Annotated in this window: 27 protein-coding genes; 9 read left to right on the top strand and 18 right to left on the bottom strand. The window is 69.8% G+C overall.

All coding sequences use genetic code 11. The annotated features are described in order from the left end of the window. Nucleotides 1-10: 10 nt before the first annotated feature. From ACPCHZ_RS01405 to ACPCHZ_RS01415, 3 genes are all read left to right on the top strand, one after another. Complete coding sequence (locus tag ACPCHZ_RS01405) at nucleotides 11-970, top strand: glutamate ABC transporter substrate-binding protein (protein WP_423483098.1); 960 nt, start codon at nucleotides 11-13, stop codon at nucleotides 968-970. Next, nucleotides 970-3,219 (top strand): serine/threonine-protein kinase PknG, encoded by a 2,250-nt coding sequence (locus ACPCHZ_RS01410; protein WP_423483099.1) that lies wholly within the window; start codon nucleotides 970-972, stop codon nucleotides 3,217-3,219. Before ACPCHZ_RS01405 ends, ACPCHZ_RS01410 begins: the two co-directional genes overlap by 1 nt. Nucleotides 3,220-3,339: 120 nt before the next feature. After that, nucleotides 3,340-3,573 (top strand): hypothetical protein, encoded by a 234-nt coding sequence (locus tag ACPCHZ_RS01415; RefSeq protein ID WP_423483100.1) that lies wholly within the window; start codon nucleotides 3,340-3,342, stop codon nucleotides 3,571-3,573. A 29-nt stretch (nucleotides 3,574-3,602) separates the two neighbouring features. Here ACPCHZ_RS01415 and ACPCHZ_RS01420 read toward each other — a convergent pair whose 3' ends face one another. Genes ACPCHZ_RS01420 through fgd form a run of 4 tightly spaced genes read right to left on the bottom strand, consistent with a single transcriptional unit; the run spans nucleotide 3,603 to nucleotide 8,873 of the window. Beyond that, entirely contained in the window at nucleotides 3,603-4,802 is a 1,200-nt protein-coding gene (locus tag ACPCHZ_RS01420; protein ID WP_423483101.1) for an acetate kinase, read from the bottom strand. After that, nucleotides 4,799-6,862: a phosphate acetyltransferase gene (pta, locus tag ACPCHZ_RS01425; RefSeq protein ID WP_423483777.1), complete on the bottom strand. Its 2,064-nt coding sequence runs from the start codon at nucleotides 6,860-6,862 to the stop codon at nucleotides 4,799-4,801. The genes ACPCHZ_RS01420 and pta overlap by 4 nt, the downstream gene beginning before the upstream one ends. A 34-nt stretch (nucleotides 6,863-6,896) precedes the next feature. Continuing rightward, on the bottom strand, nucleotides 6,897-7,850 hold the full coding sequence (locus tag ACPCHZ_RS01430; RefSeq protein WP_423483102.1) for an endonuclease/exonuclease/phosphatase family protein: 954 nt from the start codon (nucleotides 7,848-7,850) through the stop codon (nucleotides 6,897-6,899). Between the two features lie 21 nt (nucleotides 7,851-7,871). Further along, a complete protein-coding gene (fgd, locus tag ACPCHZ_RS01435) occupies nucleotides 7,872-8,873 on the bottom strand; it encodes a glucose-6-phosphate dehydrogenase (coenzyme-F420) (RefSeq protein WP_364978397.1) in 1,002 nt (333 codons plus the stop codon). A 56-nt stretch (nucleotides 8,874-8,929) separates the two neighbouring features. Between fgd and ACPCHZ_RS01440 the strand changes: the two genes are divergently transcribed. Further along, the gene (locus ACPCHZ_RS01440) at nucleotides 8,930-9,667 is read left to right on the top strand and encodes an MBL fold metallo-hydrolase (protein WP_423483103.1); all 738 of its coding nucleotides are present in this window, start codon (nucleotides 8,930-8,932) and stop codon (nucleotides 9,665-9,667) included. An 8-nt stretch (nucleotides 9,668-9,675) separates the two neighbouring features. Here ACPCHZ_RS01440 and ACPCHZ_RS01445 read toward each other — a convergent pair whose 3' ends face one another. From ACPCHZ_RS01445 to ACPCHZ_RS01465, 5 genes are read right to left on the bottom strand one after another with little or no spacing between them, the layout of a single operon-like run. Then, nucleotides 9,676-9,969: a hypothetical protein gene (locus ACPCHZ_RS01445; protein WP_423483104.1), complete on the bottom strand. Its 294-nt coding sequence runs from the start codon at nucleotides 9,967-9,969 to the stop codon at nucleotides 9,676-9,678. 37 nt (nucleotides 9,970-10,006) lie between these two features. Continuing rightward, nucleotides 10,007-11,353, bottom strand: a complete 1,347-nt coding sequence (locus tag ACPCHZ_RS01450) for an NtaA/DmoA family FMN-dependent monooxygenase (protein ID WP_423483105.1) — start codon at nucleotides 11,351-11,353, stop codon at nucleotides 10,007-10,009. After that, the gene (locus ACPCHZ_RS01455) at nucleotides 11,350-12,468 is read right to left on the bottom strand and encodes an LLM class flavin-dependent oxidoreductase (RefSeq protein WP_423483106.1); all 1,119 of its coding nucleotides are present in this window, start codon (nucleotides 12,466-12,468) and stop codon (nucleotides 11,350-11,352) included. The genes ACPCHZ_RS01450 and ACPCHZ_RS01455 overlap by 4 nt, the downstream gene beginning before the upstream one ends. Beyond that, on the bottom strand, nucleotides 12,465-13,571 hold the full coding sequence (locus ACPCHZ_RS01460; protein WP_423483107.1) for an LLM class flavin-dependent oxidoreductase: 1,107 nt from the start codon (nucleotides 13,569-13,571) through the stop codon (nucleotides 12,465-12,467). Before ACPCHZ_RS01460 ends, ACPCHZ_RS01455 begins: the two co-directional genes overlap by 4 nt. After that, nucleotides 13,568-14,074 (bottom strand): GNAT family N-acetyltransferase, encoded by a 507-nt coding sequence (locus ACPCHZ_RS01465; RefSeq protein ID WP_423483108.1) that lies wholly within the window; start codon nucleotides 14,072-14,074, stop codon nucleotides 13,568-13,570. Before ACPCHZ_RS01465 ends, ACPCHZ_RS01460 begins: the two co-directional genes overlap by 4 nt. 145 nt (nucleotides 14,075-14,219) lie before the next feature. On the opposite strand from ACPCHZ_RS01465, the gene ACPCHZ_RS01470 reads away from it, so the two are divergent. Next, nucleotides 14,220-15,083: an SDR family oxidoreductase gene (locus ACPCHZ_RS01470; RefSeq protein ID WP_364976976.1), complete on the top strand. Its 864-nt coding sequence runs from the start codon at nucleotides 14,220-14,222 to the stop codon at nucleotides 15,081-15,083. Here ACPCHZ_RS01470 and ACPCHZ_RS01475 read toward each other — a convergent pair. Genes ACPCHZ_RS01475 through ACPCHZ_RS01500 form a run of 6 tightly spaced genes read right to left on the bottom strand, consistent with a single transcriptional unit; the run spans nucleotide 15,080 to nucleotide 19,260 of the window. Then, nucleotides 15,080-15,466: a hypothetical protein gene (locus ACPCHZ_RS01475; RefSeq protein ID WP_423483109.1), complete on the bottom strand. Its 387-nt coding sequence runs from the start codon at nucleotides 15,464-15,466 to the stop codon at nucleotides 15,080-15,082. The two genes, ACPCHZ_RS01470 and ACPCHZ_RS01475, sit on opposite strands and share 4 nt — an antisense overlap. 1 nt (nucleotide 15,467) lies before the next feature. Further along, complete coding sequence (locus tag ACPCHZ_RS01480) at nucleotides 15,468-16,706, bottom strand: O-succinylhomoserine sulfhydrylase (protein WP_423483110.1); 1,239 nt, start codon at nucleotides 16,704-16,706, stop codon at nucleotides 15,468-15,470. Continuing rightward, entirely contained in the window at nucleotides 16,703-17,113 is a 411-nt protein-coding gene (locus tag ACPCHZ_RS01485; RefSeq protein ID WP_364976982.1) for a rhodanese-like domain-containing protein, read from the bottom strand. Before ACPCHZ_RS01485 ends, ACPCHZ_RS01480 begins: the two co-directional genes overlap by 4 nt. Nucleotides 17,114-17,132: 19 nt before the next feature. Next, nucleotides 17,133-17,603 carry a lumazine-binding protein gene (locus tag ACPCHZ_RS01490; protein ID WP_423483111.1) on the bottom strand — a complete coding sequence of 157 codons (471 nt, stop codon included), beginning with the start codon at nucleotides 17,601-17,603 and terminating at the stop codon, nucleotides 17,133-17,135. Further along, the gene (gene purT / locus ACPCHZ_RS01495; protein WP_423483112.1) at nucleotides 17,603-18,895 is read right to left on the bottom strand and encodes a formate-dependent phosphoribosylglycinamide formyltransferase; all 1,293 of its coding nucleotides are present in this window, start codon (nucleotides 18,893-18,895) and stop codon (nucleotides 17,603-17,605) included. Before purT ends, ACPCHZ_RS01490 begins: the two co-directional genes overlap by 1 nt. Before the next feature lie 41 nt (nucleotides 18,896-18,936). After that, on the bottom strand, nucleotides 18,937-19,260 hold the full coding sequence (locus ACPCHZ_RS01500) for a UBP-type zinc finger domain-containing protein (protein ID WP_423483113.1): 324 nt from the start codon (nucleotides 19,258-19,260) through the stop codon (nucleotides 18,937-18,939). Between the two features lie 54 nt (nucleotides 19,261-19,314). On the opposite strand from ACPCHZ_RS01500, the gene ACPCHZ_RS01505 reads away from it, so the two are divergent. After that, nucleotides 19,315-20,907: a Na+/H+ antiporter gene (locus ACPCHZ_RS01505; RefSeq protein WP_423483114.1), complete on the top strand. Its 1,593-nt coding sequence runs from the start codon at nucleotides 19,315-19,317 to the stop codon at nucleotides 20,905-20,907. Here ACPCHZ_RS01505 and ACPCHZ_RS01510 read toward each other — a convergent pair. Beyond that, complete coding sequence (locus ACPCHZ_RS01510; protein WP_364978400.1) at nucleotides 20,904-21,464, bottom strand: TetR/AcrR family transcriptional regulator; 561 nt, start codon at nucleotides 21,462-21,464, stop codon at nucleotides 20,904-20,906. The genes ACPCHZ_RS01505 and ACPCHZ_RS01510 overlap by 4 nt on opposite strands. A gap of 103 nt (nucleotides 21,465-21,567) precedes the next feature. On the opposite strand from ACPCHZ_RS01510, the gene ACPCHZ_RS01515 reads away from it, so the two are divergent. Further along, nucleotides 21,568-22,608: a Rieske 2Fe-2S domain-containing protein gene (locus ACPCHZ_RS01515; RefSeq protein ID WP_423483115.1), complete on the top strand. Its 1,041-nt coding sequence runs from the start codon at nucleotides 21,568-21,570 to the stop codon at nucleotides 22,606-22,608. Next, nucleotides 22,605-23,684, top strand: a complete 1,080-nt coding sequence (locus ACPCHZ_RS01520) for a dihydrodipicolinate reductase (RefSeq protein ID WP_423483116.1) — start codon at nucleotides 22,605-22,607, stop codon at nucleotides 23,682-23,684. Before ACPCHZ_RS01515 ends, ACPCHZ_RS01520 begins: the two co-directional genes overlap by 4 nt. On the opposite strand, the gene ACPCHZ_RS01525 is transcribed toward ACPCHZ_RS01520, so the two are convergent. Beyond that, the gene (locus ACPCHZ_RS01525) at nucleotides 23,681-23,947 is read right to left on the bottom strand and encodes a helix-turn-helix transcriptional regulator (RefSeq protein WP_423483117.1); all 267 of its coding nucleotides are present in this window, start codon (nucleotides 23,945-23,947) and stop codon (nucleotides 23,681-23,683) included. The genes ACPCHZ_RS01520 and ACPCHZ_RS01525 overlap by 4 nt on opposite strands. A gap of 86 nt (nucleotides 23,948-24,033) precedes the next feature. Here ACPCHZ_RS01525 and map point away from each other — a divergent pair, with 86 nt between their 5' ends. Continuing rightward, entirely contained in the window at nucleotides 24,034-24,822 is a 789-nt protein-coding gene (gene map / locus ACPCHZ_RS01530; RefSeq protein WP_423483118.1) for a type I methionyl aminopeptidase, read from the top strand. 24 nt (nucleotides 24,823-24,846) lie between these two features. On the opposite strand, the gene ACPCHZ_RS01535 is transcribed toward map, so the two are convergent. After that, the gene (locus tag ACPCHZ_RS01535; protein ID WP_423483778.1) at nucleotides 24,847-25,608 is read right to left on the bottom strand and encodes a MerR family transcriptional regulator; all 762 of its coding nucleotides are present in this window, start codon (nucleotides 25,606-25,608) and stop codon (nucleotides 24,847-24,849) included. Nucleotides 25,609-25,616 lie beyond the last annotated feature (8 nt).

Raw genomic sequence — 25,616 nt, forward strand, 5'->3', positions numbered from 1 at the left:
ACAGCCGCTGATGAGGATCCTGCTCGCCCTGATCGCCGTCGCCGCGATGCTGACCGGGTGCGCACAGGCGACGTCCTCGACACCCGCGCCTGGGGTGACCCTGGCGCCGCCCACTCCCGCGGGCATGCAGGAGCTGCCGCCGGAGCCGGTGCGGCTGCCCACGACCGCGGACGACGACTGCAACCGCAGGGCGAGCCTGCGCCCGTTCGGGGACCGCGACGAGGCCGACGCGGCGGTCCGCTACATCCGGGACCGGGGCCGGCTGATCGTGGGACTCGACATCGGCAGCAATCTGTTCTCCTTCCGCGATCCCATCACCGGGGAGATCACCGGCTTCGACGTCGACATCGCCGGCGAGATCGCCCGCGACATCTTCGGCTCACCCGCGCAGGTCGAGTACCGCATCATGTCGTCGGCCGACCGCATCGCGGCGCTGCAGAACAACCAGGTCGACGTGGTGGTCAAGACGATGACCATCACCTGTGAGCGCAAGAAGCTGGTCAACTTCTCCACCGTCTACCTGACCGCCAACCAGCGGATCCTGGCCCCGCGCAGTTCGGCCATCTCGCAGGCGTCCGACCTGTCGGGCAAGCGGGTGTGCGTGGTCAAGGGCACCACGTCGCTGCGGCGGATCCAGCAGATCAGCCCGTCACCGATCATCGTCTCCGTGGTGACGTGGGCGGACTGCCTGGTGGCGCTGCAGCAGCGACAGGTCGACGCCGTCAGCACCGACGACGCGATCCTCGCGGGGCTGGTGGCCCAGGATCCCTACCTGCACATCGTCGGGCCGAGCATGAACGAGGAGCCCTACGGCATCGGCATCAACCTGGAGAACACCGGACTGGTGCGCTTCGTCAACGGCACCTTGGAGCGGGTGCGCCGCGACGGGACGTGGAACACGCTGTACCGCAAGTGGTTGACGGTGCTCGGCCCGGCGCCTGCTCCCCCGGTGGCAAGGTACGTCGACTGATGCCCGCCGTGGAGGAGGACGAAGGCCCGGGCACCCAACCTGCGTCGCTCGACGATCTCGACATGGACTCCGTGGCGACGCTGCGGCCGATGGCGACACAAGCGGTGTTCCGCCCGCAGTTCGACGACACGGACAGCATCTCGGTGCGCACCGAGGACACCGAAGGCCACGATCATCCGACGACCGTGACGCGCACGCTCTCACCGATCCGGCGGCTCGGCGGTGGGCTGGTGGAGATGCCGCGGGTGCCCGCAAAGGATCCGCTCGACGCGTTGATGGTCAACCCGGTGGTGGCCGAGTCGAAGAGGTTCTGCTGGAACTGCGGGCGCCCGGTGGGCAGGTCGTCGAAGGACGGCAAGGCGCGCTCGGAGGGCTCCTGCCCGCACTGCGGTAGCCCGTATTCGTTTCTGCCGCAGCTCAACCCCGGCGACATCGTCGCCGAGCAGTACGAGATCAAGGGCTGTATCGCGCACGGCGGGCTGGGCTGGGTGTACCTGGCGTTCGACAAGAACGTGAATGACCGGCCTGTGGTGCTGAAGGGCCTGGTGCACACCGGCGACGCCGAGGCCCAGGCCATCGCGATGGCCGAGCGGCAGTTCCTGGCCGAGGTGACCCATCCCGGCATCGTAAAGATCTACAACTTCGTCGAGCACAACGACAAGCACGGCAATCCGGTCGGCTACATCGTGATGGAGTACGTCGGCGGAACGTCGCTCAAGCAGGCCAAGGGATCCGGTCTTCCGGTGGCGCAGTCGATCGGCTACATGCTCGAGATCCTGCCTGCGCTGGGCTATCTGCATTCGATCGGCCTGACCTACAACGACCTCAAGCCCGAGAACATCATGCTCACCGAGGACCAGCTGAAGCTGATCGACCTCGGTGCGGTGTCGACGATCAACTCGTTCGGATACCTGTACGGCACGCCGGGATACCAGGCACCGGAGATCGTGCGCACCGGTCCGACGGTGCAGACCGACATCTACACCGTCGGGCGGACGCTCGCGGCGCTGACGCTGGACCTACGCACCCGCAAGGGTCGCTACGTCGACGGTCTGCCCGACGACGATCCGATTCTCGTGCAATACGATTCGTTCGGCCGGTTGCTGCGGAGGGCGATCGACCCGGACCCGCGCCGCCGGTTCGGATCGTCCGAAGAGATGTCGGCGCAGCTTCTCGGCGTCCTACGCGAGGTGGTGGCGCTCGACACGGGATCGCCGAGACCTGGTCTGTCGACGGTCTTCTCGCCGACTCGCTCGACGTTCGGGATCGACCTGTTGGTGGCGCACACCGACGTCTATGTCGACGGTCAGGTGCATTCGGAGAAGCTCACCGCACAGGAGATCGTGAAGGCGCTGCCGGTGCCACTGGTCGACCCTGCCGACGTCGGGGCGGCGGTGCTGTCGGCGAGCGTGCTCAGCCAGCCGGTGCAGACGCTCGATCAACTTCGCGCGGCGCGGCACGGTGCGCTGGACTCGGAGGGCATCGACCTGGCCGAATCGGTTGAGCTGCCGCTGATGGAGGCGCGCGCACTGCTCGACCTGGGTGACGTCGCGAAGGCCAACCGCAAGCTCGACGACCTCGCCGAGCGGGTGGGCTGGCGATGGCGGCTGGTGTGGTTCAGGGCGGTCGCCGAACTCCTGTCGGCCGACTACGAGTCGGCCATGAAGCACTTCACCGAGGTGCTGGACACCCAGCCCGGTGAGCTGGCGCCGAAACTGGCACTCGCAGCGACGGCCGAACTCGCGGGCGGCGCCGAGGAGCAGCGGTTCTACGACACGGTGTGGGGCACCGACAACGGGGTCATCTCGGCCGGTTTCGGGCTGGCACGCGCGAATTCGGTCGCGGGCAACCGCGATGCGGCCGTCCGGACGTTGGACGAGGTGCCCGCCACCTCGAGGCATTTCACCACCGCCCGGCTGACGAGCGCGGTGACACTGCTGTCCGGACGGTCAGCGGCCGAGATCACCGAACAGCAGATCCGCGATGCCGCGCGGCGCGTTGAGGCGTTGCCCGACACCGAGCCACGGGTGCTGCAGATCCGGGCGCTGGTGCTGGGCACCGCCATGGACTGGCTGGCCGACAACACCGCTAGCACCAACCACATCCTCGGCTTCCCGTTCACCGAGCACGGCCTGCAGCTGGGCGTGGAAGCGTCACTGCGCAGTCTCGCCAGGGTGGCCCCCACCCAGGCGCACCGCTACGCGCTGGTGGACCTGGCGAACAGCGTCCGGCCGATGAGCACCTTCTGACCCCACCGCACGGTCACCGGCATCATGCCGGGGTATGAGTCCGCGCCCGTCCAGGGTCGGACCCCAAGATCGAACTGCGGGGCGATGCGTGCGGCACCCCGCAGTTCATAGCGTTGCATCATGACAACGGCAGACCTGGGCGCACGCCCACCGATCGGTTCCCTCGCCGGTTTCCATGCCGGCACCACACCACTGATGCGCTCCCGGCCTCGTCGGAAGCCGTTCGCGGCCATCGCCGGTGCGCTCGCGCACTACCTGTCCGGCCTGACCGCACAGCCGAAGCAGCAGCGGCCGGCGCGACGGGAGAGCTTCATGGAGCAAGCGGCCATGTCGCGCGAGATGCACCGGCTCTGAAGGCCCGACGTCTCGGCGCAGCACCGCCGCTATCCGTCGACGACCTGGACGCACGCCCGCGCGATCGCCAGTTCCTCGTTGGTCGGCACGACGAGCACCGTGGTGGGCGACGTGTCGGCGGAGATGCGGCGGGCGGCCTTTGCGGGGCTCGCGTTGAGGTGCTCGTCGAGTTCCACCCCCAGCGGCGCCAGCCCCGAGAGGGCGTCGCGCCGGACGGCGGCATCGTTCTCGCCGACACCGGCGGTGAAGCTGATGACGTCGGTGGTGCCCAGCAGTGCCAGGTAGGCGCCGATGTACTTGCGCAAGCGGTGGATGTAGACGTCGTAGGCCAATTGCGCCTGCTCGTCGCCGGATTCGATGCGCTCGTGCAGCACCCGGAAGTCCACCTCGCCACCGAGACCGCGCACGCCGGCGCGCTTGTTGAGCATGGTCTCGATGTCCTCGACGCTCATGCCCGCGGTCCGCCACAGGTACATGACGACGCCTGGATCGATGTCCCCGGACCGGGTGCCCATCACCAGCCCTTCCATCGGCGTCAATCCCATGGACGTGTCCACCGGGCGTCCGCCGACGATCGCCGACGCCGATGCGCCGTTGCCCAGGTGGAGCACGATCTGGTTGAGCGAAGCGAGCGGCGTCCCGAGGTAGGCGGCCGCCTGCTCACTGACGTACTGATGTGACGTGCCGTGGAAGCCGTAGCGCCGGATGTGCCACTGCTCGGCGATCTCCCGGTCTATCGCATAGGTCGCCGCCGCAGGCGGCAGGTCGTGGAAGAACGCAGTGTCGAACACCGCGACGTGCGGCAGGTCGGGCAACGCCTTGCGGGCGACGTTGATGCCGAGCACCGCGGGCGGGTTGTGCAGCGGCGCAAGCGGTGCCAATTCCTCGAGCTCGGCGACCAGTCCGTCGTCGATGAGGGTGGGCCGGTAGAGGTCGGGGCCGCCGTGCACCACGCGGTGCCCGACCGCGATCAGCCCCATCGACCCGAGTTGCGCTCCGGCCTCGTCGAACAGCTCGAACGCGGTGCGCAGCGCGGCGTCGTGGTCGGCCACCGGATCCTCGCGGCTGACCTCGCGCTCGCCGACGGTCAGGCTCGCCGACGACGACTGCTCACCGATCCGCTCGACGATGCCGTCGGCCAGTGAAGCTCCGGAATCAGGCTGTATCAGCTGGAATTTCACCGAGGACGACCCGGAGTTCAGCACCAGGACGGTGCGCTCGGCGCTCACTTGCCCTGCGCCTGGATCGCCGTGATGGCCACGGTGTTGACGATGTCCTCCACGAGCGCCCCCCTGGACAGATCGTTGACCGGTTTCTTCAGGCCTTGCAGCACCGGGCCGATGGCGATCGCGCCCGCGCTGCGCTGCACCGCCTTGTAGGTGTTGTTGCCGGTGTTGAGGTCCGGGAAGATCAGCACCGTCGCCCGGCCGGCGACCGGCGAGTCGGGCATCTTCGTCTCGGCCACCGACGGTTCGACGGCGGCGTCGTACTGGATCGGACCGTCGACCAGCAGGTCCGGCTCCCGTTGCCGCACGAATTCGGTTGCTGCGCGGACCTTGTCGACGTCGGCGCCGGTGCCCGACGTGCCTGTGGAGTAGGACAGCATGGCCACCCGGGGGTCGATCCCGAACTGCGCGGCGGTGCGCGCCGAGGAGATCGCGATGTCGGCGAGCTGCTCGGACGTCGGGTCCGGCACGATCGCGCAGTCGCCGTAGGCCAGCACCCGGTCGGCGAGGCACATCAGGAAGATGCTGGACACGGTGGACACGTCGGGCAGGGTCTTGATGATCTCGAACGACGGACGCACGGTGTGTGCGGTGGTGTGCCGGGCACCCGACACCATGCCGTCGACCATGTCGTTGTGCACCAGCATGGTGCCGAAGTAGGAGACGTCGTGGATCGTCTCGCGAGCCTGCTCGACCGTGACGCCCTTGTGTTTGCGCAGTTCGGCGTACTGCTCGGCGAACCGGTCACAGAGGTCGCTGGTCTGCGGGTCGAGCACCGTGGCCGCCGACAGGTCGACACCCAGTTCCGCTGCGCGCGATCGCACCTGGGTCTCCTCGCCGAGGATCGTCAGGTCGGCGACCCCGCGCTGCAGCAGTCGCCCGGCGGCCCTGAGGATGCGATCGTCGTCGCCCTCTGGCAGCACGATGTGCCTGCGGTCCGAACGTGCCTGGTCGAGCAGCTGGTAGGTGAACATCTGCGGCGTCGTCACCGTCGGCACCGAGATCGACAGCTGTGCAATCAGATCGGCGGTGTCGACGTGGCTGTCCATCAGCGTCAGCGCGGTGTCGATCTTGCGCTGCGAGGACGCGGTGACCCGGCCGCGGGTGGCGGCGACCCGGCTGGCCGTCTCAAACGTGCCGTAGGGGGTGGCGATGATCGGCAGCCGCAACCCGAGCCCGGACACCAGGTCGGAGATCGACGGGTGCAGCTCCAGCCCGCCGTTGAGGATGATGCCCGAGAGCGACGGGAAGCCCTCGGCGGCATGGGCGCTGACCACGGCGAGCACCACGTCGGAGCGGTCGCCCGGCGTGACCACGGCGACGCCTTCGGTGAGCCGCTCGAGCACGTGTTCGGCGGTCATGCCCGCGACGAGCACGTCCATCGCCTCGCGGTGCAGCAGGGCCTCGTCGCCGAGGATCAGCGTGCCGTCGACGGCGACCTGCAGTTCGGACACCGACGGCGCGACCAGCAACGGCTCCTCGGGCAGCACGTACGCAGGCGGTCCGACGCTGCGCAGCGCATCGGCGACCGCCGCCAACTGGTCGGGGTCGCAGCGGTTGGCCACCACCGCGGCGGTCAGTGCGTGCTGGCCGGCGATCTCGTCGAGGCAGACCTCGACCACCTGGGCCACCTGGGCGGGACTGCGGTCCCTGGCTTTGACCGCGAGCACCACCGGGGCGCCGAGGTTCGCCGCGATCCGCGCGTTGACACTGAGCTCGCTGGGGGCGGCCACGTCGGTGTAGTCGCTGCCGACCACGAGCACCGCGTCGCACTGGTCGGCCACCCGGTGGTAGCGGTCGACGATCTCGCCGATCGCGGCGTCGGGGTCCTCGTGCAGCTGCTGATAGCTCACCCCGACACAGTCCTCGTAGGACAGCCCGGCGGTGGTGTGCGCCAGCAGCAGTTCCAGGATGTAGTCGCGCTCCGACTCGTCTGAAATGCGGGCGATCGGCCGGAACACACCCACCTTGGCGACGGTCGCCGCCAGGCGGTGCAGGATGCCGAGCGCGATGGTCGACTTCCCGGTGTCGCCTTCCGGCGATGCGACGTAGATGGCGGACACTCGGGGTTCTCGGGCCTCGGGCACGAGTCAAAGCCTACGGATCGAGCGGGAGCTCCACACCCACCAGCAGGCCGAGGTGGTCCGAGCCCGGGAGGCCGACGGTGCGGGCCGAGGCGGCGATGCAGTTGCGCACCAGCACATGGTCGATGCCGAGCACCGGTGGGATGCGGCGCTGGCCGGGGAACGTGCGGCCCAGACCGGCGCCGGCCTGTTCGGTCGCGGTGCGGTAGCCCTCGTCGAGCAGCCGGCGGAACGGCGCCATGTCCATCGTCGCGTTCAGGTCGCCCGCCACGATGACCGCGCCCGGCCCGGCCTGGCCGCCTAGATCACGCAGCGTCGTCGGCAGCCGGGCCAGATCACGCCGCCAGTCCTCGATCGGCATCGGCCACGGCGCGGGCAGGTGGATCGCCACCGCGGTCGGGTCGGTGACCACCCCTGGCACCGTGATGCGCACCCGCAGCGTCGACAGCGTGTAGTCCTCGACGAAGCCGGAGTCGGTGATCGGGTGGCGGCTCCACACGCCGATGCCGCCCGCCATCGGATGCGGGTCGAGCATGCGGTGCGGGAAGGCGCGGTCCAGACCGGCCCGCGACAGCCCGGTCGCCGCCTCCTGCGTCATCTCCTCGACGACCAGCACATCGGCGGACGCGTCTGCCGCTGACGCGAGGGCACGCGGATCCGCCCGTCCCATGCCCAGATTGGCCGTCAGCACGCGCAGCTGAGTGGACGGTTCGGCGGCGCGTTCGGGGCCGAGGTAGCGGGGCAGCATGACGACCAGCAACGCCACCGAGAGCAGTGCCGCCAGGCCTGCGAACACCCAGCGCCTGCCGATGCCCAGCAGCACCACGGCGACGGGCGCGGCGAGCATCAGGTACGGCGCCGCCGACGCGACGATGAGCACGGCGTGCCCGTCGATCGGCACGTACCGGCCTGCCAGGCCGAGCGCCGCCGTGCCCAGGGCCAGCACGCCGAGGACGGTCAGGAGCATCCGCATCCGCGGCGCGGCGGATCAGCCCAGCCGGCGCAGGCGTGGCTCGAGATCGCGCTGGAACAGCTCCAGGAAGCGCCTCTGGTCATGCCCTGGCGCGTGGAAGACCAGGTGGTTGAGCCCCCAGTCCACGTAGTCCTTGACCTTCTCGACGGCCTCGTCGGGATCCGAGGCGACGATCCAGCGCTTGGCGACCTGCTCGATCGGCAGCTCGTCGGCGGCCTTCTCCATCTCGATCGGGTCGTCGATGCTGTGCTTCTGCTCCGCGGTCAGCGACAGCGGAGCCCAGAAGCGGGTGTTCTCCAGCGCGAGTTCGGGATCGGTGTCGTAGGAGATCTTGATCTCGATCATCCGGTCGATGTCGTCGGAGTCGCGTTCGGCCTTCTCCGCCCCCTCCTTGACCGCGGGGATGAGCTTGTCCTTGTACAGCTCCTCGCCCTTGCCCGAGGTGCAGATGAAGCCGTCGCCCGCGCGGCCGGCGTACTTGGCCACCACCGGGCCGCCGGCGGCGATGTACACCGGGACCCCGCCCTCGGGCACGTCGTAGATCGAGGCGCCCTTGGTGCGGTAGTACTCGCCGTCGAAGTCGACGCGGTCACCGAGCCACAGCTCGCGCATCAGCTTCACCGACTCGCGCAGCCGCGCGAAACGTTCCTTGAACTCCGGCCACTCGCCCTCGTAGCCGGTGGCGATCTCGTTGAGTGCCTCACCGGTGCCGACGCCGAGGAAGATGCGGTCCGGGTACAGGCACGCCATCGTGGCGAACGCCTGCGCGATCACCGCCGGGTTGTAGCGGAACGTCGGCGTCAGCACCGAGGTACCCAGTTGCAGTGTCTTGGTGCGCTCACCGACGGCGGTCATCCACGCCAGGGAGAACGGCGCGTGGCCGCCCTCGTGCCGCCACGGCTGGAAGTGGTCGCTGACCGTGGCGCTGTCCATGCCGTGCGCCTCGGCAGCCACCGCCAGTTCGACGAGCTCGCGCGGCGCGAACTGCTCCGCCGACGCCTTGTAGCCCAGTTTCAGTCCATGTTTGGTTTCAGCCACGCGTTCGTTTCTACTCTCTTGCCTACACTCGCGGGATGGCGGCGGCTCTGACGCAGATCACCGAGCACGTGCACTTCGCCCACACCGAGCTGGTGAACTGGACACTGGTGACCGGTTCGGGCGGTGTGCTGGTGATCGACGCCGGCTTCCCGGGGCAGCGCGACGAGGTGCTGCAGTCGGTGCGCGACGCCGGATTCGGCGACGACGACATCCGGGCGTTCCTGCTGACCCACGCCCACGTCGACCACTTCGGATCGGCCATCGGGCTGGCGAAAGACCGTGGCATCCCGGTGTTCTGCCATGCCGACGAGGTGGGCCACGCCAGGCGGGACTACCTCGAACAGGTCGCACCGGTCGACGTCGCGCGGCACATCTGGCAGCCGCGGTGGCTTGCTTGGACGGTGGCGATCACCCGGAAAGGCGGCATGGTGCACGACGGCATCCCGACCGCCCAGGCCCTGACCGACGAAAACGCGGCGGGACTACCGGGCGCACCGCGGGCAGTCCCGACACCAGGCCACACCGGCGGTCACTGTTCCTTCGTGGTGGACGGCGTGCTCGTCAGCGGCGACGCGCTGGTGACCGGCCACCCGTTGCTGCGCCACGACCGGCCCCAGTTGCTGCCCGATGTGTTCAATCACGACCAGGACGGCTGTGTGCGCAGCCTGGCCGCGCTGGGCCTGCTCGACACCGAGGTGCTGCTGCCCGGCCACGGCCCGGTGTGGCGCGGTCCGATCAGCGACCTGGTCGAGCAGGCCCGCCCGTCCCGTTGACTTTGCGCTCAGGGCGCGAGCAGCACGTAGCCGAGCAGGAACAGCGCCGTCAGGCAGATCCCGCACGCGACGACGATCGCCGGCATCAGGATCATCTGGTCGAGTTCCTCGGGCTCGAGCGCGTCGCCGTGCACCGGGCCGAAGAACAGCCGGCCGAAGCGGGTGGTCCGGAACCGCCGCAGCATCCGGCCGAGCGCGCTGCGATCGGCCCGGCGGCCGACGAACGACCGCAGCAAGAGACCGCCGACCAGCAGGAACATCGCCGCCGCCAGCATCAGCCATCCCACGGCCGCCTGAGACACCCTTGACCACCCCCACGGGTCTCGCGTGCCATACAGCCTATCCGCCGGCAGGCAGCCCCAGGTGCTCGCGCAGTGTGTGTCCGCTGTACTTCGTCCGGAACGCCCCACGCTCCTGCAGGAGCGGCACCACCCGGTCGACGAACTCGTCGAGCCCGTGCGGCGTCAGATGGGGCACCAGGATGAACCCGTCGCACGCGTCGGACTGCACGTGCAGGTCGATCTCGTCGGCCACCTCGGCCGGTGTCCCGACGAACTGCTGCCGGTTGGTGACGGCGATGACCAGTTCGCGGATGGAGAGCTTCTCGGCCTCCGCGCGCTCACGCCAGGCGGCCGCCATCGCCTTCGGGTCGGCGTGCCGCACCCGGCCCTGGGTCAATGTGGGGTCGTCAGCGGGTTCCACGTCGGGCAGCGGGCCGTCGGGGTCGTGGTCCGACAGGTCGCGCTGCCACACCTGCTCCAGCATGGCGATCGCCGTCGGCCCGCTGACCTGTTGCAGGCGGATGTGGCGCGCCCGCTCGGCGGCTTCGGCGGCCGTGTCCCCCAGCACGAAGGTGGCCGCCGGGAACACTTTGAGCCGGTCGGGGTCCCGGCCCGCGGCGACCGCCCGAGCCTTGACGTCGGCGTAGTAGCGCTGCCCCGGTTCCAGTGCGGAGTGCAGGGTGAACAGCGCGTCGGCGTGCTGCGCACCGAATTCACGGCCGTCGGCGGAATCGCCGGCCTGCAGGAGCAGCGGCTCCCCCTGCGGGCCCGCGGGCAGCGTCGCGACACCGCGTACGTCGAACTGCGTTCCTCGGTAGCTGACGTCGCGGATCGCTGCCGGGTCGACGTAGACGCCGGCATCCCGGTCGGCGACCACCGCGCCGGGCGCCCAGCTCCGCCAGAACTCGCGGGCCACCGAGATGAACTCGGCGGCGCGGCGATAGCGGTCGGCATGGTCGAGATAGCCGCCGCGACGGAAGTTCTCGCCGGTGAACGCATCCGACGACGTCACCATGTTCCAGCCGGCCCGGCCGTCGGAGAGGTGATCGAGCGACGCGAATTGCCGTGCCACCTCGAAGGGTTCGTTGAAGGTGGTGTTGATGGTGCCGACCAGGCCGAGGCGTTCGGTGACACCGGCGAGCGCCGCGAGCACGGTGAAGGTGTCCGGCCTGCCGAGCACGTCGAGGTCGTGGATGAGGCCGCGATGTTCGCGCAGGCGCAGCCCCTCGGCCAGGAAGAAGAAGTCGAACTTCCCGCGTTCGGCGGTGCGGGCCAGGTGCACGAACGAGTCGAACTCGATCTGACTGCCCGAGTCGGGATCGGTCCACACCGTGGTGTTGTTGACGCCCGGAAAATGCGCGGCCAGGTGAATGGGCTTGCGGTGCTTGCCGTTACGAACGTTCATCCGCTCAGTCCCCAGCGCTTGGCGAGCAACTCGTGAGAGCGCAGCCGGTCGTCGTGGCGGTGGGTGACCGACGTGATCACCAGCTCGTCGGCGGCGGTGACCCGCTGCAGCGCCGCCAGTCGGTCGGCCACCTCGTCGGCGTCGCCGACGAACTGCGTGGCGATCCGATCGGCGACCACGGCGCGCTGCTCGTCGGTGAGCTGTGTGCACCGCGCGGAATCGGGATACGGCACGGCGCCGTCGCCTGCGCGGATCGAGTAGACCCAGTGCCCGTAGCCGGCCGCCAGCCGGTGCGCGGTCTCGGAGTCGTCGGCGACCAGCACGTCGGCCGACACCACCACGTAGGGTTCGGCCAGCCACGCCGACGGGGTGAACGCGTCACGGTAGGCGTCGACCGCCTCCAGCGCCGTCGCGGGCGTGATGTGGTAGCTGGCCACGAACGGCAGTCCGCGCGCGCCTGCCACCTGGGCACTCTCGCCCTTGCTGCTGCCGAACACCCATGGCGTCAGGCCCGCCCCCTCGCCGGGGATCGCGTGGGCCTCGACGTCGCCGACGCGGTAGCTGCCCGCGAGCATCGCCAGGATGTCGTCGACCTGCTCGGCGAAGTCGGGGGACTCCGCGCCCGGTTGCTGCAACGCCGCCATCCGGGCGGTGAAGCGCGGCTTGGTCAGCAGCGCGCGCGGGTCGAACGGCGGGGGCACCACCACCCCGTCGACGTCGAGCCAGTCGCGGCGCGGGGCCGGCTTCTCCGCGGCGGGCTGCTTGCCCGCATCGCGGCGGCGCTGGCCCGAGCGGCCCAGCCCGAGATCGATGCGGCCGGGGTGGAAGGCGTCGAGCGTGCCGAAGCTCTCCGCCACCGCGATCGCGGTGGTCTGGCCCACCTGGACGGCTGCCGAGCCGACCCGGATCCGGTCGGTGGCCGCGGCGATCTGGCCGATCAGCACGGCGGGCGACGAGCTGGCCACCGCCACGAAGTGGTGCTCGGCGACCCAGAACCGCCGGAAGCCCCACTGCTCGGCGTGCCGGGCCAGGTCGACGGTGTTGCGCAGGGCGGTCGCCGCGTCGCCGCCCTCGGGGATCGGCGACAGGTCGAGCACGGACAGTGGGACGGTCATGATGCCCGCACCGCGGCGTATCGGTTGTCGGCCACCGGCAGCGCGAGCCGCGAGCGCAGCGTCTCGTCGGGATAGCCGGTGCGGAAGCGGCCCGCCCGCTGCAGGCGGGGCACCACCTCGTCGACGATGCCGGGCAGGTCGGTGGCGTGCACCGCCGGGCGCAGCCGGACGCCGTCGACCCCGAGGTCGTGCCAGGCCAGCAGCAGGTCCGTCAGCTCGTCTGCGCTGCCGCCGAAAATGGCAGCGTCGGAACGGAAGTCGGTCTCGCCGGTGAGTGAGACGACGAGGTCGGCGTACACCTTGAGGTCGGTTCCGCCCGCGGCCGTGACCTCGTCGAGCAGGGCGGGCACCGCTGCCTCGTCGGCGGGTGTGACGAACACCAGATCGGCACTGCGCGCCGCGAATTCGTACACCCGCGGCGCATGGGCCAGCACCGCGACCACGGGTTGTCCCTGCGGTGGCCGCGGCGTGATCGACGGGCCCTTCACCGAGAAGTGCGGACCGGTGAAGTCGATGTAGTGCAGCTTGTCCCGGTCGACGAAGCGGCCGGACGCGACGTCACGGATGACGGCGTCGTCCTCCCACGAGTCCCACAGCCTGCGGACCACCTCCACCGCGTCGGCGGCCTCGTCGAACAGTCCGTCGACGAAACCCGGGTCGTCGGCGCCGGCCCAGGACCGCCTGCCGAACAGCGCCGCCTCGTGCGCGGTGACGCTGACCCTCGGCTGCCATCCGGCCCTGCCGTGCGAGACGACGTCGAGGGTGGCGATGGCCTTGGAGATGTGGAACGGCTCGGTGTGGGTGACCGTCGCGACGGGGATCAGGCCGATGTGGTGGGTCGCCGCGGCGATGCGCGCGGCCACCAGCACGGCGTCGGCCCGGCCGGCGTGCCGGTGCGGGTCGATGCGCTGCCCTCGCCCCGGCTGGGGCATCAGGGAGTCGTCGACGGTGAGGAAGTCGAGCAGACCGCGCTCGGCGGTGGCGGCAAGTCCGGCCCAGTACCGGCCGCCGAGCACCGACGGCAGGTCCGGCGTGTGCCGCCAGGCCTGCGGATTCCAGCCGTAGCCGTCCAGCGCGACCCCGAGGTGCAGGTGATTGGTCATGGCAGTGCTTTCTCGAACGCGACGGGATAGACCTCGCCCTCGGCGGGTAGCGGCTCGGCCAGCCGGGTGTAGCCGGCCGCGAGGTACAGCGCCTCCGCCTCGGGCTGCCGGTCACCGGTGGTGAGGTACACCCGGCGGTAGCCCGCGGTGGCGATCTCGGACTCGAGGGCCGCAAGCAGGGCCCGGGCGTGACCGCGTCTGCGGTGCCCGCTGTCGGTCCAGATCCGCTTGAGTTCGGCGGTGGGCAACCCGTCCACCACACCGAAGCGGCGGAACGCTCCACCCGTCACCGGGACCCCGTCGGCCAGCCCCACCAGCATCGCGCCGTCGGGCGGCGCGAACTCCGCGGCCGGGTAGGACCGCAGCCAGCGGGCCACCGCGTCGGGCGTGCCGCCGTAGCGTTCGGCGTACTCCGTCGCGAGCTCCGCGAGCAGCGGCGCGGCCAGCGGATCGTCCTGATCCACGGCCACGAAGCGCAGTGGCGGCACTGTCGACACGGTCATCACCTCACTGTCCAACGCGCGGCGGCGGCGCGCATTCCACGGCCGCACATCTACTCACCGTGAGCGAAAATCCCCGCAGACGAGCGCGAAATCAGGCCGCCCACCCACTTCCGATCAAAACTTGACACGTGTAAAGTTCGTCGCCATGGACAACATCCGGGGCAAGACCATCGCGATCACCGGCGCCGCCCGCGGTATCGGTTATGCCACCGCCGAGGCGCTGCTCAAGCGCGGCGCCCGCGTGGTGATCGGCGACCGTGACGTGGCACTGCAGGAATCCTCGGTGGCCAAGCTGACCAATCTCGGCCAGGTGTCGGGCTACCCGCTCGACGTCACCGACCGTGAGTCGTTCGCGACGTTCCTGGACAAGGCGCGTACCGACGGCGGCGGCCACATCGACGTGCTGATCAACAACGCGGGCGTGATGCCGATCGGGCCGTTCCTCGAGCAGTCGGAGCAGTCGATCCGGTCGTCGATCGAGGTCAACCTCTACGGCGTGATCGCCGGGTGCCAGCTGGCGCTGCCGGACATGATCTCGCGGCGCCGCGGCCACATCATCAACATCGCCTCGCTGTCCGGTGTGATCCCGGTGCCCGGTCAGGTCGTCTACGTCGGCGCCAAGTTCGGCGTCGTCGGCCTCTCGGCGGCGCTGGCCGACGAGATGGCCCCGCACGGCGTGCACGTCTCGGTGGTCATGCCGCCGTTCACCAACACCGACCTCATTTCGGGCACCCGTGAGACCATCGGCACCAAACCCGTTGAGCCCGAGGATATCGCGGCCGCGATCGTCAAGACGCTGGACAAGCCCAAGACCCACGTGGCGGTGCCGCCATTCCTGCGGTTCACCGCCCAGGCCGCCCAGTTGCTCGGCCCGCGTGGCCGCCGGTGGATGAACCGGAAACTGGGCCTGGACAACGTGTTCCTGGAGTTCGACACCACCAAGCGGCAGAGCTACGAGCAGCGCGCGCAGGCCGCACAGGGCGTGGTGGAGGGACCGGGCACGAATTAGTCGAATGCCGGCGCCGGGTCGCCGTGGCGGAACTCTTCGACGGCCTCGATGTTCTCCAGCAGTGATTCGGCGGTGAACACGTAGTCGACCGATTCGGCGTCCGCGCCCACGAAGATCACGTGCCACGTGTCCTCGTCGTCGGCGCCGAGCCAGACCCTCGTCACGGATTCGACGGTGTCGCCGGGGATCTCGACTCCGGACGGCGGGAAGAACCACGTCGCGATGTCCTCGGTGGAGTTCTCCACGTCGAACTCCCAGCCCCGGTCGGTGAGCACCTCGTCGACGCTCTCGAGGCTGAGCGGGTCGCCGCCGACCCGCCGTTCGTCGCGGACGGCCCGGCGTTTGCGCCTGCGCGCCTTCTTCGCCTCCGACCGCCGGGACACGTCAGCCCAGCGCCCGGTCCAGGTCCGCGATCAGGTCTTCGGTGCCCTCGAGGCCGACGGAGACGCGCACCACCCCGTCGCCGAGGCCGATGGCCGCCCGGCCCTCCGGGCCCATCGCCCGGTGGGTGGTGGTGGCCGGGTGCGTGATCAGCGACTTCGCATCGCCCAGATTGTTGGAGATGTCGATCAGCGCCAACTTGTCGAGCACCTCGAACGCGCGGTCCTTGGCGCGGCCCTCGGGCGCGTCGAGTGCGAAGGTGACCACCGTGCCGCCCCCGGTCATCTGCCGCTTGGCCAGGTCGTACTGCGGGTGCGACTCCAGGAACGGATAGCGCACCCACGACACCGACGAGTTCTGCTCGAGGAACTCCGCGATGCGGTGCGCGGACCGGTTCGAATAGTCCACCCGCACCGCGAGCGTCTCCAGGCCCTTGAGCAGCGTCCACGCGTTGAACGCGCTGATCGCCGGGCCGGTGTGGCGCATCAGCTTCTGCACCGGGCCGTCGATGTACTCCTTGTCGCCCAGGATCGCCCCGCCAAGCACCCGGCCCTGACCGTCGATGTGCTTGGTGCCCGAGTAAACCACCACGTCGACGCCGAGCGGGAACCCCTGCTGCAGAAGCGGTGTCGCGAAGACGTTGTCCAGCACCACTTTCGCACCGGCGGCGTGTGCCAGCTCGGACACCGCGGCGATGTCGACCAGCGACTGCATCGGGTTGGACGGCGTCTCGAAGAACACCGCCTGGGTGGGCACCGAGAGCGCCTCCTCCCACTGCGCGAGGTCGTCACCGTCGACGAACACCGTCTCGATGCCCCAGCGCGGCAGAATCTCGCTGCACACCACGAAGCACGAGCCGAACAGGCTGCGCGCCGCCACCAACCGGTCACCGGCGCCGAGCAGCGCGCCCAGCGAGGTGAACACCGCCGCCATCCCGGTCGCCGTCGCGAAACACGCGGGCGCGTCCTCGATCAGACGCAGCCGCTCCTCGAACATCGAGATGGTGGGGTTGCCGTAGCGCGAGTACACGTACCGGTCGATCTCACCGGTGAACGCCTTCTCCGCCGCCGCGGCGCTGTCATAGACGTAGCCCGACGTGAGGTACAGCGCCTCGGACGTCTCGTCGAAGCCCGACCGCAGCAGGCCGCCGCGCACCCCGAGGGTGGCCTGGCTGACACCGTCGGGCAGCGGCGTGGGGATCCGGACGGACGGGACTGCGTCCTCGGAGTCGGCCTGGCTCACGACTGGACCCAGGGCAGGCCGACGGCCTTCCAGCCGGTGCTCCCGCGCCGGCGATGCTCGTCCAGATTGCCCTCGAAGCCGTCGAGCACGTTGTACGACGGGCCGATGCCGGCCTCGGTGGCCGCTTCGGCGGCGCCGATGGACCGGTTGCCCGACCGGCACAGGAACACCACCGGCCGCTCGCCGGAGACCCCGGCCGACCGGAGGTCGGTGACGAAGTCCTCGTTGTGCGAACCGTCGACCCGGTTCCACTCGATGAAGATCACGTCGCGCTGCAGCGATGACAGATCGGGCACGCCGACGAACTTCCACTCCGCGTCGGTGCGACAGTCCACCAGCACCGCGTCGGGGTTGTCGTTCAGGACCTTCCACGCCTCCTCAGGCGTGATGTCTCCGGCGTAGCTCACGGCCGCGAGTCTCCCATACCTAGCTGGGACCGGTCGAACAGACCTTCCACGTGCCGTCCTGCCGCGCGAAGGTGGTCGGGACCCCGGTCTTGGTGTCCGGAGCCTTCTCGAAGTAGTAGGTCACCGTGGCGGTCGCGCGGTCCCCGTCGACGGCCACACCGGTGACGTCGTCGACGAAGCGGGCACCCTTCTTGTCCTTCGAGTCACGGTGCCGGGCAAGGAATTCGGTCTCATCGCCATGCTGGGCGGCGCAGGTGTTGTCACGGAAGTCGGGATAGGCCTCCCGCTGCAGGGCGTCGTTCTGCGCGACGGCCGCGCGAGCGACCTGCTGCTCGGCGGTCAGTTCCCCGTCGCCCTCGAACAGGTTGACCAGCCCGATTGTGATCACCACGAGGACAATGATTGCCAGTGCCCCCAGGAACGGCGCGACCGTCGGCCGGTCCCGGTCGGGTTCGCCGTCCGCTCCGGAAGGGTCGGTGGGCTCGGCCATCACCAGAGCTTGCGCAGCGCGGCGCCCACCCGGCGGGCCCGGTCCCGCGCGATGATCACGTCGGGTGCGGTGGCCAGCGCGACGCCCAACCTGCGGCGGTCCTCGGTCTCGTCGGGGCGGCCGAACAGCCGCACGTCGCTCTCCTGGGTCTCCAGCGCCTCGGAGAGAACGGCGGTGACGTCGGCGGCGGCGGGTTCGGTCACCGGCGCCTCCGCGCCGCCGTAGCGGATCTCCGCGGCGCCCGGTGAGATCATGATCGTGTCGACGGCCAGGCCGAGGATCGCCCGCGCGTGCAGCTCGAACACCGACAGCCGTTGCGAGCGCAGTGTCACCAGGCCGGTGTCGTGCGGGCGGGTCCGGACATCGGAGAAGTACACCTCGTCGCCGCGGACCAGCAGCTCCACCGCGAAGACACCGCGTCCGCCCAGCGAGTTGACGATCCGGGCCGCGATCGACTTGGCCGCGTCCAGCGCGGCGGGGTTCATCTGCTGGGGCTGCCAGACCTCGAGCACCTCGTCGCCGTCGCCCTGGCGGTGCCCGATCGGCTCGCAGAACGTCAGTGCCGGCCCGGTGGGCCCGGTGGTGCGCACGGTGAGCAGCGTGACCTCGTAATCCACCTCGACCACGGTCTCGGCCATCACCCGGCTGTGCGCGATGCGGCCCGCGGCGATGGCCCGCTGCCACGCCGGCTCGACGTCCTCGGGGCGCAGCAGCACCGACTGACCGTCGCGCAGCACCCCCGACACCGGCTTGACCACCAGCGGGAAGCCCGCGTGCTCGGCCACCGCGCCGAGTTCCTCGGCCGAACCGGCGAACCAGAACGGCGCGGTGGGCAGGCCCAATTCGTCGGAGGCCAGCCGGCGCATGCCCTCCCGGTCCAGCGCCAGCCGGGTGCTGCGCGGGGTGGGGAAGACCTCGACGTCGTCGCGTTCGGCGACCGCCAGCAGCGCGTCGGTGGCGATGACGCCGGACTCGGCGACCACGTAGCGCGGGTTCTCCCGGCGGATCAGCGCGGTGAGTTCCTCGGCGTCGTTCATCTTGACCACCGCCGAGCGGTCGGCCACGCCGTGCGCCGCGGCATAGTGCCGGTCGACGGCGATCACGACGGCGCCCAGCCGCTGGAACGCCAGCGCCTGCTCGCGGCTGAGCTCGCCGGACCCCAGCAGCATCACGGTGGCGCGGTGGTCCGCGGGCTCGGCGGCGGTGGCCTGCTGCGACGACGCCTCAGGCGCGACGCCTTCCACCGGCGTGACGGGCTCGCTTGTCGATTCGCCTTCGAGTGATTCAGTCATCGCTCGTCAAGCCTGCCAGATCGGCTCGCGGCGCGACGGGCTCAGCCCAGACACGAGTCGACGTAACACCACCGCCAGCTCTCCCCCGGCTCGGCCGAACGCATCACCGGATGGCCGGTGGCGCGGAAGTGCTCGGTGGCGTGCTGGTGCGGGCTGGAGTCGCAGCAGCCGACGTGGCCACAGGTCACGCACACCCGCAGGTGCGCCCACAGCGTCTCGCCGAGCGCCGCGCAGCCCTGGCAGCGGCCCGACGCCGGCGGCACGTGTGCGGAGTCGTCGTCGGCCAGGTGCTCGCACAGCGTCGTGGAGCGCGAGCCCGGGCGTGCGGTGTGTCCGCGGTCGCGGGATCGTGATCTCCTCAACATGTTCTGCCAAGCATGCTGGACAACGATACGGACGCACTACCCGGAGGTCGCGACGTGAATGCCGTGCTGCTGGCGGTGCTGGTGATGTCGCTGCTGCTGGCCGCGGTGGCCCGCCGCCTGGACGTGTCGGCGCCGCTGGCGCTCGTGGTGGCGGGCCTCGGCGTCGGCCTGATCCCCGGCCTGCCCGACATCCAGCTCGACCCCGAGCTGGTGCTGTTCGTGATCCTGCCGCCGCTGCTGTGGTCGGCGGGGTTGGAGAGCAGTTCCGTGGCGCTGCGCAGGAACGTCCGGCCGATCGGCCTGCTGGCCGTCGGGCTGCCGCTGGCGACCACGTTCGCGGTCGGCTTCGTCGCCTTCCACACCGTTCCCGAGCTGACCGTGGCGGCCGCACTGACCCTCGGCGCGATCGTGGCGCCGCCCGACGCGGTGTCGGCCACCGCGGTGGGCCGGCGCCTCGGGTTGCCCCGGCAGACCATGACGCTGCTGGGCGGCGAGAGCCTGCTCAACGACGCCACCGCGCTGACGGCGTACAAGGTGGCCCTCGGTGCGGCGGTCGGCACGGCGGTGAGCTGGCGCGACGGGCTCGGCACCTTCGCACTCGCCGCTGTGGGCGGTGTGCTGGTCGGGGGGCTGCTCGGAGTGCTGATCGTCGCCATCCGCGCCAGGCTGAGCGATCCGGTGGTGGAGAGCGCCATCGGTCTGATGGCGCCGTTCGCGATCTACCTGCTCGCCGAGGAGGCGCACGGCTCCGGGGTGATCGCGGTGGTGGTGGCCGCCCTGATCTCCGGGCAGCGCTCCGTGCGCGCGAGCTACGCGACCCGGTTGCAGGACGACGCGGTGTGGCGCGCCGTGCAGCTGGTGCTGGAGTCCTTCGCGTTCCTGCTGATCGGGCTGCAGCTGCCGAAGGTCGTCGGCGAGCTGACCGGGATCTCCGCCCGCACACTGGTGGTCGCCTCGGCGGCCGTGTTCGGGACGGTGCTGGTGGTGCGGCTGGTGTGGGTCTTCCTGTTCGCCTACCTGCCGCGGTGGGTGTCGCCGCATGTCCGGCACAGCGAGCCTGCGCCCCCGCCGGCGCAGGTGTTCGTCGTCGCGTGGGCCGGGATGCGCGGGGTGGTGTCGCTGGCCGCCGCCTTCGGCGTCCCGATGACCACGCTGTCGGGGGCGGAGTTCCCCGGCCGCCCGCAGCTGGTGTTCCTCACCTTCGTCGTGGTCGTCGGCACGCTGCTGCTGCACGGCCTGACGCTGCCGTGGCTGATCCGGGTGCTCGGAGTGCAGGGCGACGAAGCGCAGCGGGACGCGCTGGCGGCAGCCGCCGCCCAGTCCAAGGCGGCCCAGGCGGCTGCCGACCGGCTCGACGAGCTGATGGCCGAACAGGAGCCCGGCTCGGATGTGCACGAACGCGCCGCCGAGGTGCTGCGGGGGTGGAACAACCGCAGGGCGAATTCGGCGTGGGAGCGGCTGGGCCGCGACGAGGAGGACATCGGCGAGAGCCCGGCGTCGGCCTTCCGGCGGCTGCGGCTGGAGATGCTCGCGGCCGAGCGCGAGACGTTCATCGCCGAGCGCGACGCCGGACGCATCGACGACGAGGTGCTGCGCTCGGTGCTGCGCGGGCTGGATCTGGAGGAGGCGACGCTCAACCGCCGTTAGGCCTGCGGTTCGAGGTAGGCGACGATCGCGTTGGTCAGGCCGCGCCGCGCGACGTCCAGGTCGTAGTACGAGCCGAGCTGACGTTCGGACACCAGGCCCCGCATGGCGCCGGGGATGAACGACGCCACCTCGCGGATGCGCTCGGGGTCGACGTCGACGTCGGCGAATGCCGCCTGACAGGCCTCGATCCAGCCGCGTCCCCACGACTGGAGCTCCGCCGCGGTCTGCGGGTAGAGCCGTTCCAGCTCGGCGCCGTCGCGGGGCAGCGCGGCGCGCAGCGTCTCGATCGCGCGGGAGTCCGGCGCGGACAGGCCGTCGAAGAGCAGGTCGATGATGGCGCCGACGCGTTCGCGCAATGGCGCGCCGGGCGTCGCCCCGGACGGCAGCCTGCCGCGACGCTCGGCGGTGCGGCGCAGCACGGCCGCCCACAGCCCGTCGATGTCGCCGAACTGGTATTTGACCGCGCCCCACGTCGCGCCTGCATCCTTGGCGATGCGGTTTCCCGAGGCGGCGGCCGTGTCGCCGGTGGCGAGGGCATGCAGCGCCGCGTCGAGCATCCCGTCTCGGGTGGCCTGGCCACGCCGGTTGGTTCGCCGAGTGCTCTCGCTCTGCGATGCCGACACTTGACGAATCGTAGAGCCCTCTGTGATTCTCGTCCACATGGCGAAACCGCCGCTTTCGATGAAGCCGACGGGCTGGTTCCAAGTGGCCTGGTCCGACGAGGTCGGCGTCGGCGACGTGCACACGATGCGGTACTTCGGCGAGGACATGGTCGCCTGGCGGTCGGAGACCGGCCGGGTGGTGGTGATGAACGCCTACTGCGAGCATCTCGGCGCGCACCTCGGCTTCGGCGGTCACGTCGTCGGCGAGGTGATCCAGTGTCCTTTCCACGGCTGGCAGTGGAACGCCGACGGGCGCAACGTGTGCATCCCATACCAGGACCGGCCGAACCGCGGCCGCCGCATGCGGACCTACCCGGTCACCGAACGCAACGAAGCCGTCTACATCTGGCACGACGTCGAGGGCCGGGAGCCGTTCTTCGAAGCCCCCGACGTGTTCGCGTCGTTCGCCGACGGCAGCAGCGCCGCCGACTACTTCCCCCAGCAGCGGCTGTGCCGGCAGGGGCTGGAGATGCACCCGCAGTACGTGCTCGAGAACGGGGTCGACTTCGCGCACTTCAAGTACGTGCACGAGACGCCGATCGTTCCGGTGTTCACCCGCCACGACTTCGCCGAACCGGTCTCCTACGTCGATTTCACGATCACCTTCGAGGGCGACGACCAGCAGTCGATCGACGACGTCCGCAGCGGCGTCGAGGCGATCAACGGCGGGCTGGGCATCGCGGTGACCAAGAGCTGGGGCATGGTCGACAACCGCACCATCTCCGCAGTCACCCCGGTCGACGACTCGACCTCCGACGTCCGGTTCATGGTCTACATCGGCAGGCCGGGCAAGCCCGTACGGGACCTCGAGCGGGCCCGCGTCAAGGCCGAGGCGTTCGGCGACGAGGTGATCCGCCAGTTCGCCCAGGACATCCACATCTGGTCGCACCAGCGCTATTCCGATCCGCCGGCGCTGGCCACGGCCGAGTACGAGGGATTCACCGCGATCCGCAAGTGGGCGATCCAGTTCTATCCCGACGGCCGCGGCGGCAGTGCCGCGGACCTCGCCTCGATGACCGAGAAGGGTTCAGCAACATGACTTCACCGATTCGGGTGTTCCAGGTGGCGACGGGCAACGTCGGTTCCGAGATGATCCGCCGCCTGCAGCACCGTACCGACCTGGAACTGGTCGGGCTGCACTGCTACACACCCGAGAAGGTGGGTCGCGACGCGGGAGAGATCGCCGGGATCGACCCGATCGGGGTGACCGCGACCGGCACCGTGGACGAGATCATCGCCGCCAAGCCGGACGTGCTCACCTTCCACGGCGTGTTCCCCGACGAGGATCTCTACGTCGCGGTGCTCGAAGCCGGAATCGACATCGTCACCACCGCCGACTGGATCACCGGCTGGCACCGAGACACCAACCACCCGCACCCGTCGGGTAAGCCGGTCTCACAACTACTTTCGGAGGCCTGCGCGAAGGGCGGTTCGACGTTCTACGGCACCGGCATGAATCCCGGTGTCAACCAGATCCTCGGGGTGGCCTGCTCTGCCGACGTGGCCGAGATCGAGAACGTCACCACCATCGAGTCGGTCGACGTGTCGTGCCACCACTCCAAGGACACCTGGATCGAGGTCGGTTACGGCCTGCCCGTTGATGATCCGTCGATTCCGGGCAAGCTGGAGAAGTACACCCGGGTCTTCGCCGACAGCGTGCTGATGATGGCCGACTGCTTCGGCCTCGAACTCGACGAGGTGGCGTTCAGCTACGAACTCGGCGCCTGCACCAAAGACGTCGACCTCGGCTGGTACCGACTGCCGAAGGGTTCGCTCGGCGGCAACTACATCAAGTACCAGGGCATGATCGGCGGCGTGCCGCGGGTGGAGACCCACCTGGAATGGCAGATGACCCCGCACACCGATCCGAGCTGGGACATCAAGGGCTGCTACATCACTCAGATCAAGGGCGATCCCTGTGTCTACAACAAGCACATGATCTTCCCGAAACCCGGTGTCGACCTGTCGAATCCGGAGAACTTCGCGTCGATCGGGATGACCGTCACCGGCCTGCCTGCGCTCAACGCGATCCGCTCGGTGGTGGCCGCGCCGCCCGGACTGCTCACCAGCGCCGACGTGCCGCTGCGCGGGTTCGCGGGCCGCTTCGCGATCTAGATCGCCACCCGGCGTTCGTCGGCCCCGTGCCACGCGTCGACGGCGTCCTGCAGCGGCAGGCCGAGCGCATTGCAGAGCCCGATCACCGTTCCGAAGCTGGGACTGGGCATCCGCCCGACCTCGATCTTGCGCAGCGTCTCCGGTGAGATGCCCGCGTCACGCGCGATCGTCTCCGGGTCGCGTCCGGCGCGGGCCGCCCTGATCAGCGCGCCGAGGCGTTGTCCGGCCCTCACCTGCTCCGGGCTCAGGGGTACGCGCACCATGCCGGTCAGCATAGCCGGTATTCAAATACCGGAGCTGGTACCGTCGTGACGGTATAAAAATACCGAGGGTGCACGGAGGCACGAACGTGATCGAACTGAAGACCGCCGCAGAGATCGACAGGATGGCGGTGACGGGCGACTTCGTCGCGCAGACATTGGCGACGCTGGCGGCCGAGGCGGAACCCGGGATGAACCTGATGCATCTCGAGCACCGTGCCCGCGCGCTGGTCGCCGACCGCGGCGCCACGTCGTGTTACTGGGATTACGCGCCGTCGTTCGGTCGCGGGCCGTTCCGGAACGTCATCTGCCTGTCGGTCAACGACGCTGTGCTACACGGCATGCCGCGCGACCACATCCTTCGAGACGGCGACGTGCTGAGCCTGGACTTCGCGGTGTCGATCGACGGCTGGGTGGCCGACGCGGCCGTCACGGTGATCGTCGGGGACGCCGCCGACGCGGCCGACACGGCGCTGATCGATTCGACGCGGCGAGCTCTCGACGCGGGCGTCGCGGCAGCGGTGCCCGGCGGCCGGCTCGGTGACATCTCCGCCGCGATCGGCCGCGTCGCCGCAGAGGCCGGCTATCGAGTCAACGTCGAATTCGGCGGGCACGGCCTGGGTCGCACGATGCACGAGGACCCCCACATCCCCAACCGGGGACGCCCCGGCCGCGGCCTGCTGCTGCGGCCGGGCATGACCTTCGCACTCGAGCCGTGGTGGGCACGCGGCAGCGACCGGTTGGTCATCGACGCCGATGGCTGGACGCTGCGCTCAGCGGACGGGTCGAACGCGGCGCACTCCGAGCACACCATCGCCGTCACCGAGTCCGGCCCGCGCATCCTCACCCCCACCCGGTGCGCACACCGAGTCACGTAACCCAACCCGGTCGCGCCGAACTCGTCAGTTGCCCGTTCGATCCGCGTTCGCGTGAATCGCCTCGCGGCAGTAGGCCGCGAGGCCCGGGAGCCCGAACGACTCGTCGTAGGTGGCGACGTACCTGGGGTCGCTCACATACATGTCGCCCAGCTTGCGGTGGAAGGCCGGCGGGCAGTCGTAGAACCAGCGATTCACGTGCAGCCGGTGCTTCTCCGCCGCATTCATCGCCTCTTCGGAGTCGGCTGAGAGCCCGGCACGGAAGGCGTCGGACAACGCCTTCTCGACAGCTTCGCCCTCGGCCTTGATCTGGATCCATTCGTCGCGGCCGTAGGACTTGGTTCGGCGCTGCGATTCCTGCCACTCAGCCGTCTCGCCCCACTTCTGCTCAGCTTCTGCCTGATAGTCGTCGAAGCCCTCACCGAAGAGTTCACGCATGTCGTCGTCGGTCATGGGGGTGTTCGTCATTGCTTTCTCCAATGCCTGATCGATGGCCTCGATGAGGTCCTTCATCTCATCGAGCTGAGACATGACGCGTTCGCGCTGGCGAATCAGGTGGCTGACCACGTCACCCTCGTCCAGCAGGCTCGCGATCTCCTCCAGCGACAACCCGAGCCGGCGGTACACGATGACCTGCGACAAGCGCGTCAGGTCCGCCGCCGTGTACACCCGATACCCGGAGGAGGTACGCCGACCAGGGGTCAACAACCCGATGTCGTCATAGTGGTGAAGCGTCCGCACCGTGATGCCATACCGCTCCGCGACCTCGCCCACGGTGAGTTCGTCCACCTGCATCT

Source organism: Mycobacterium sp. NPDC050041 (assembly GCF_049541695.1).
GTDB lineage: Bacteria > Actinomycetota > Actinomycetes > Mycobacteriales > Mycobacteriaceae > Mycobacterium.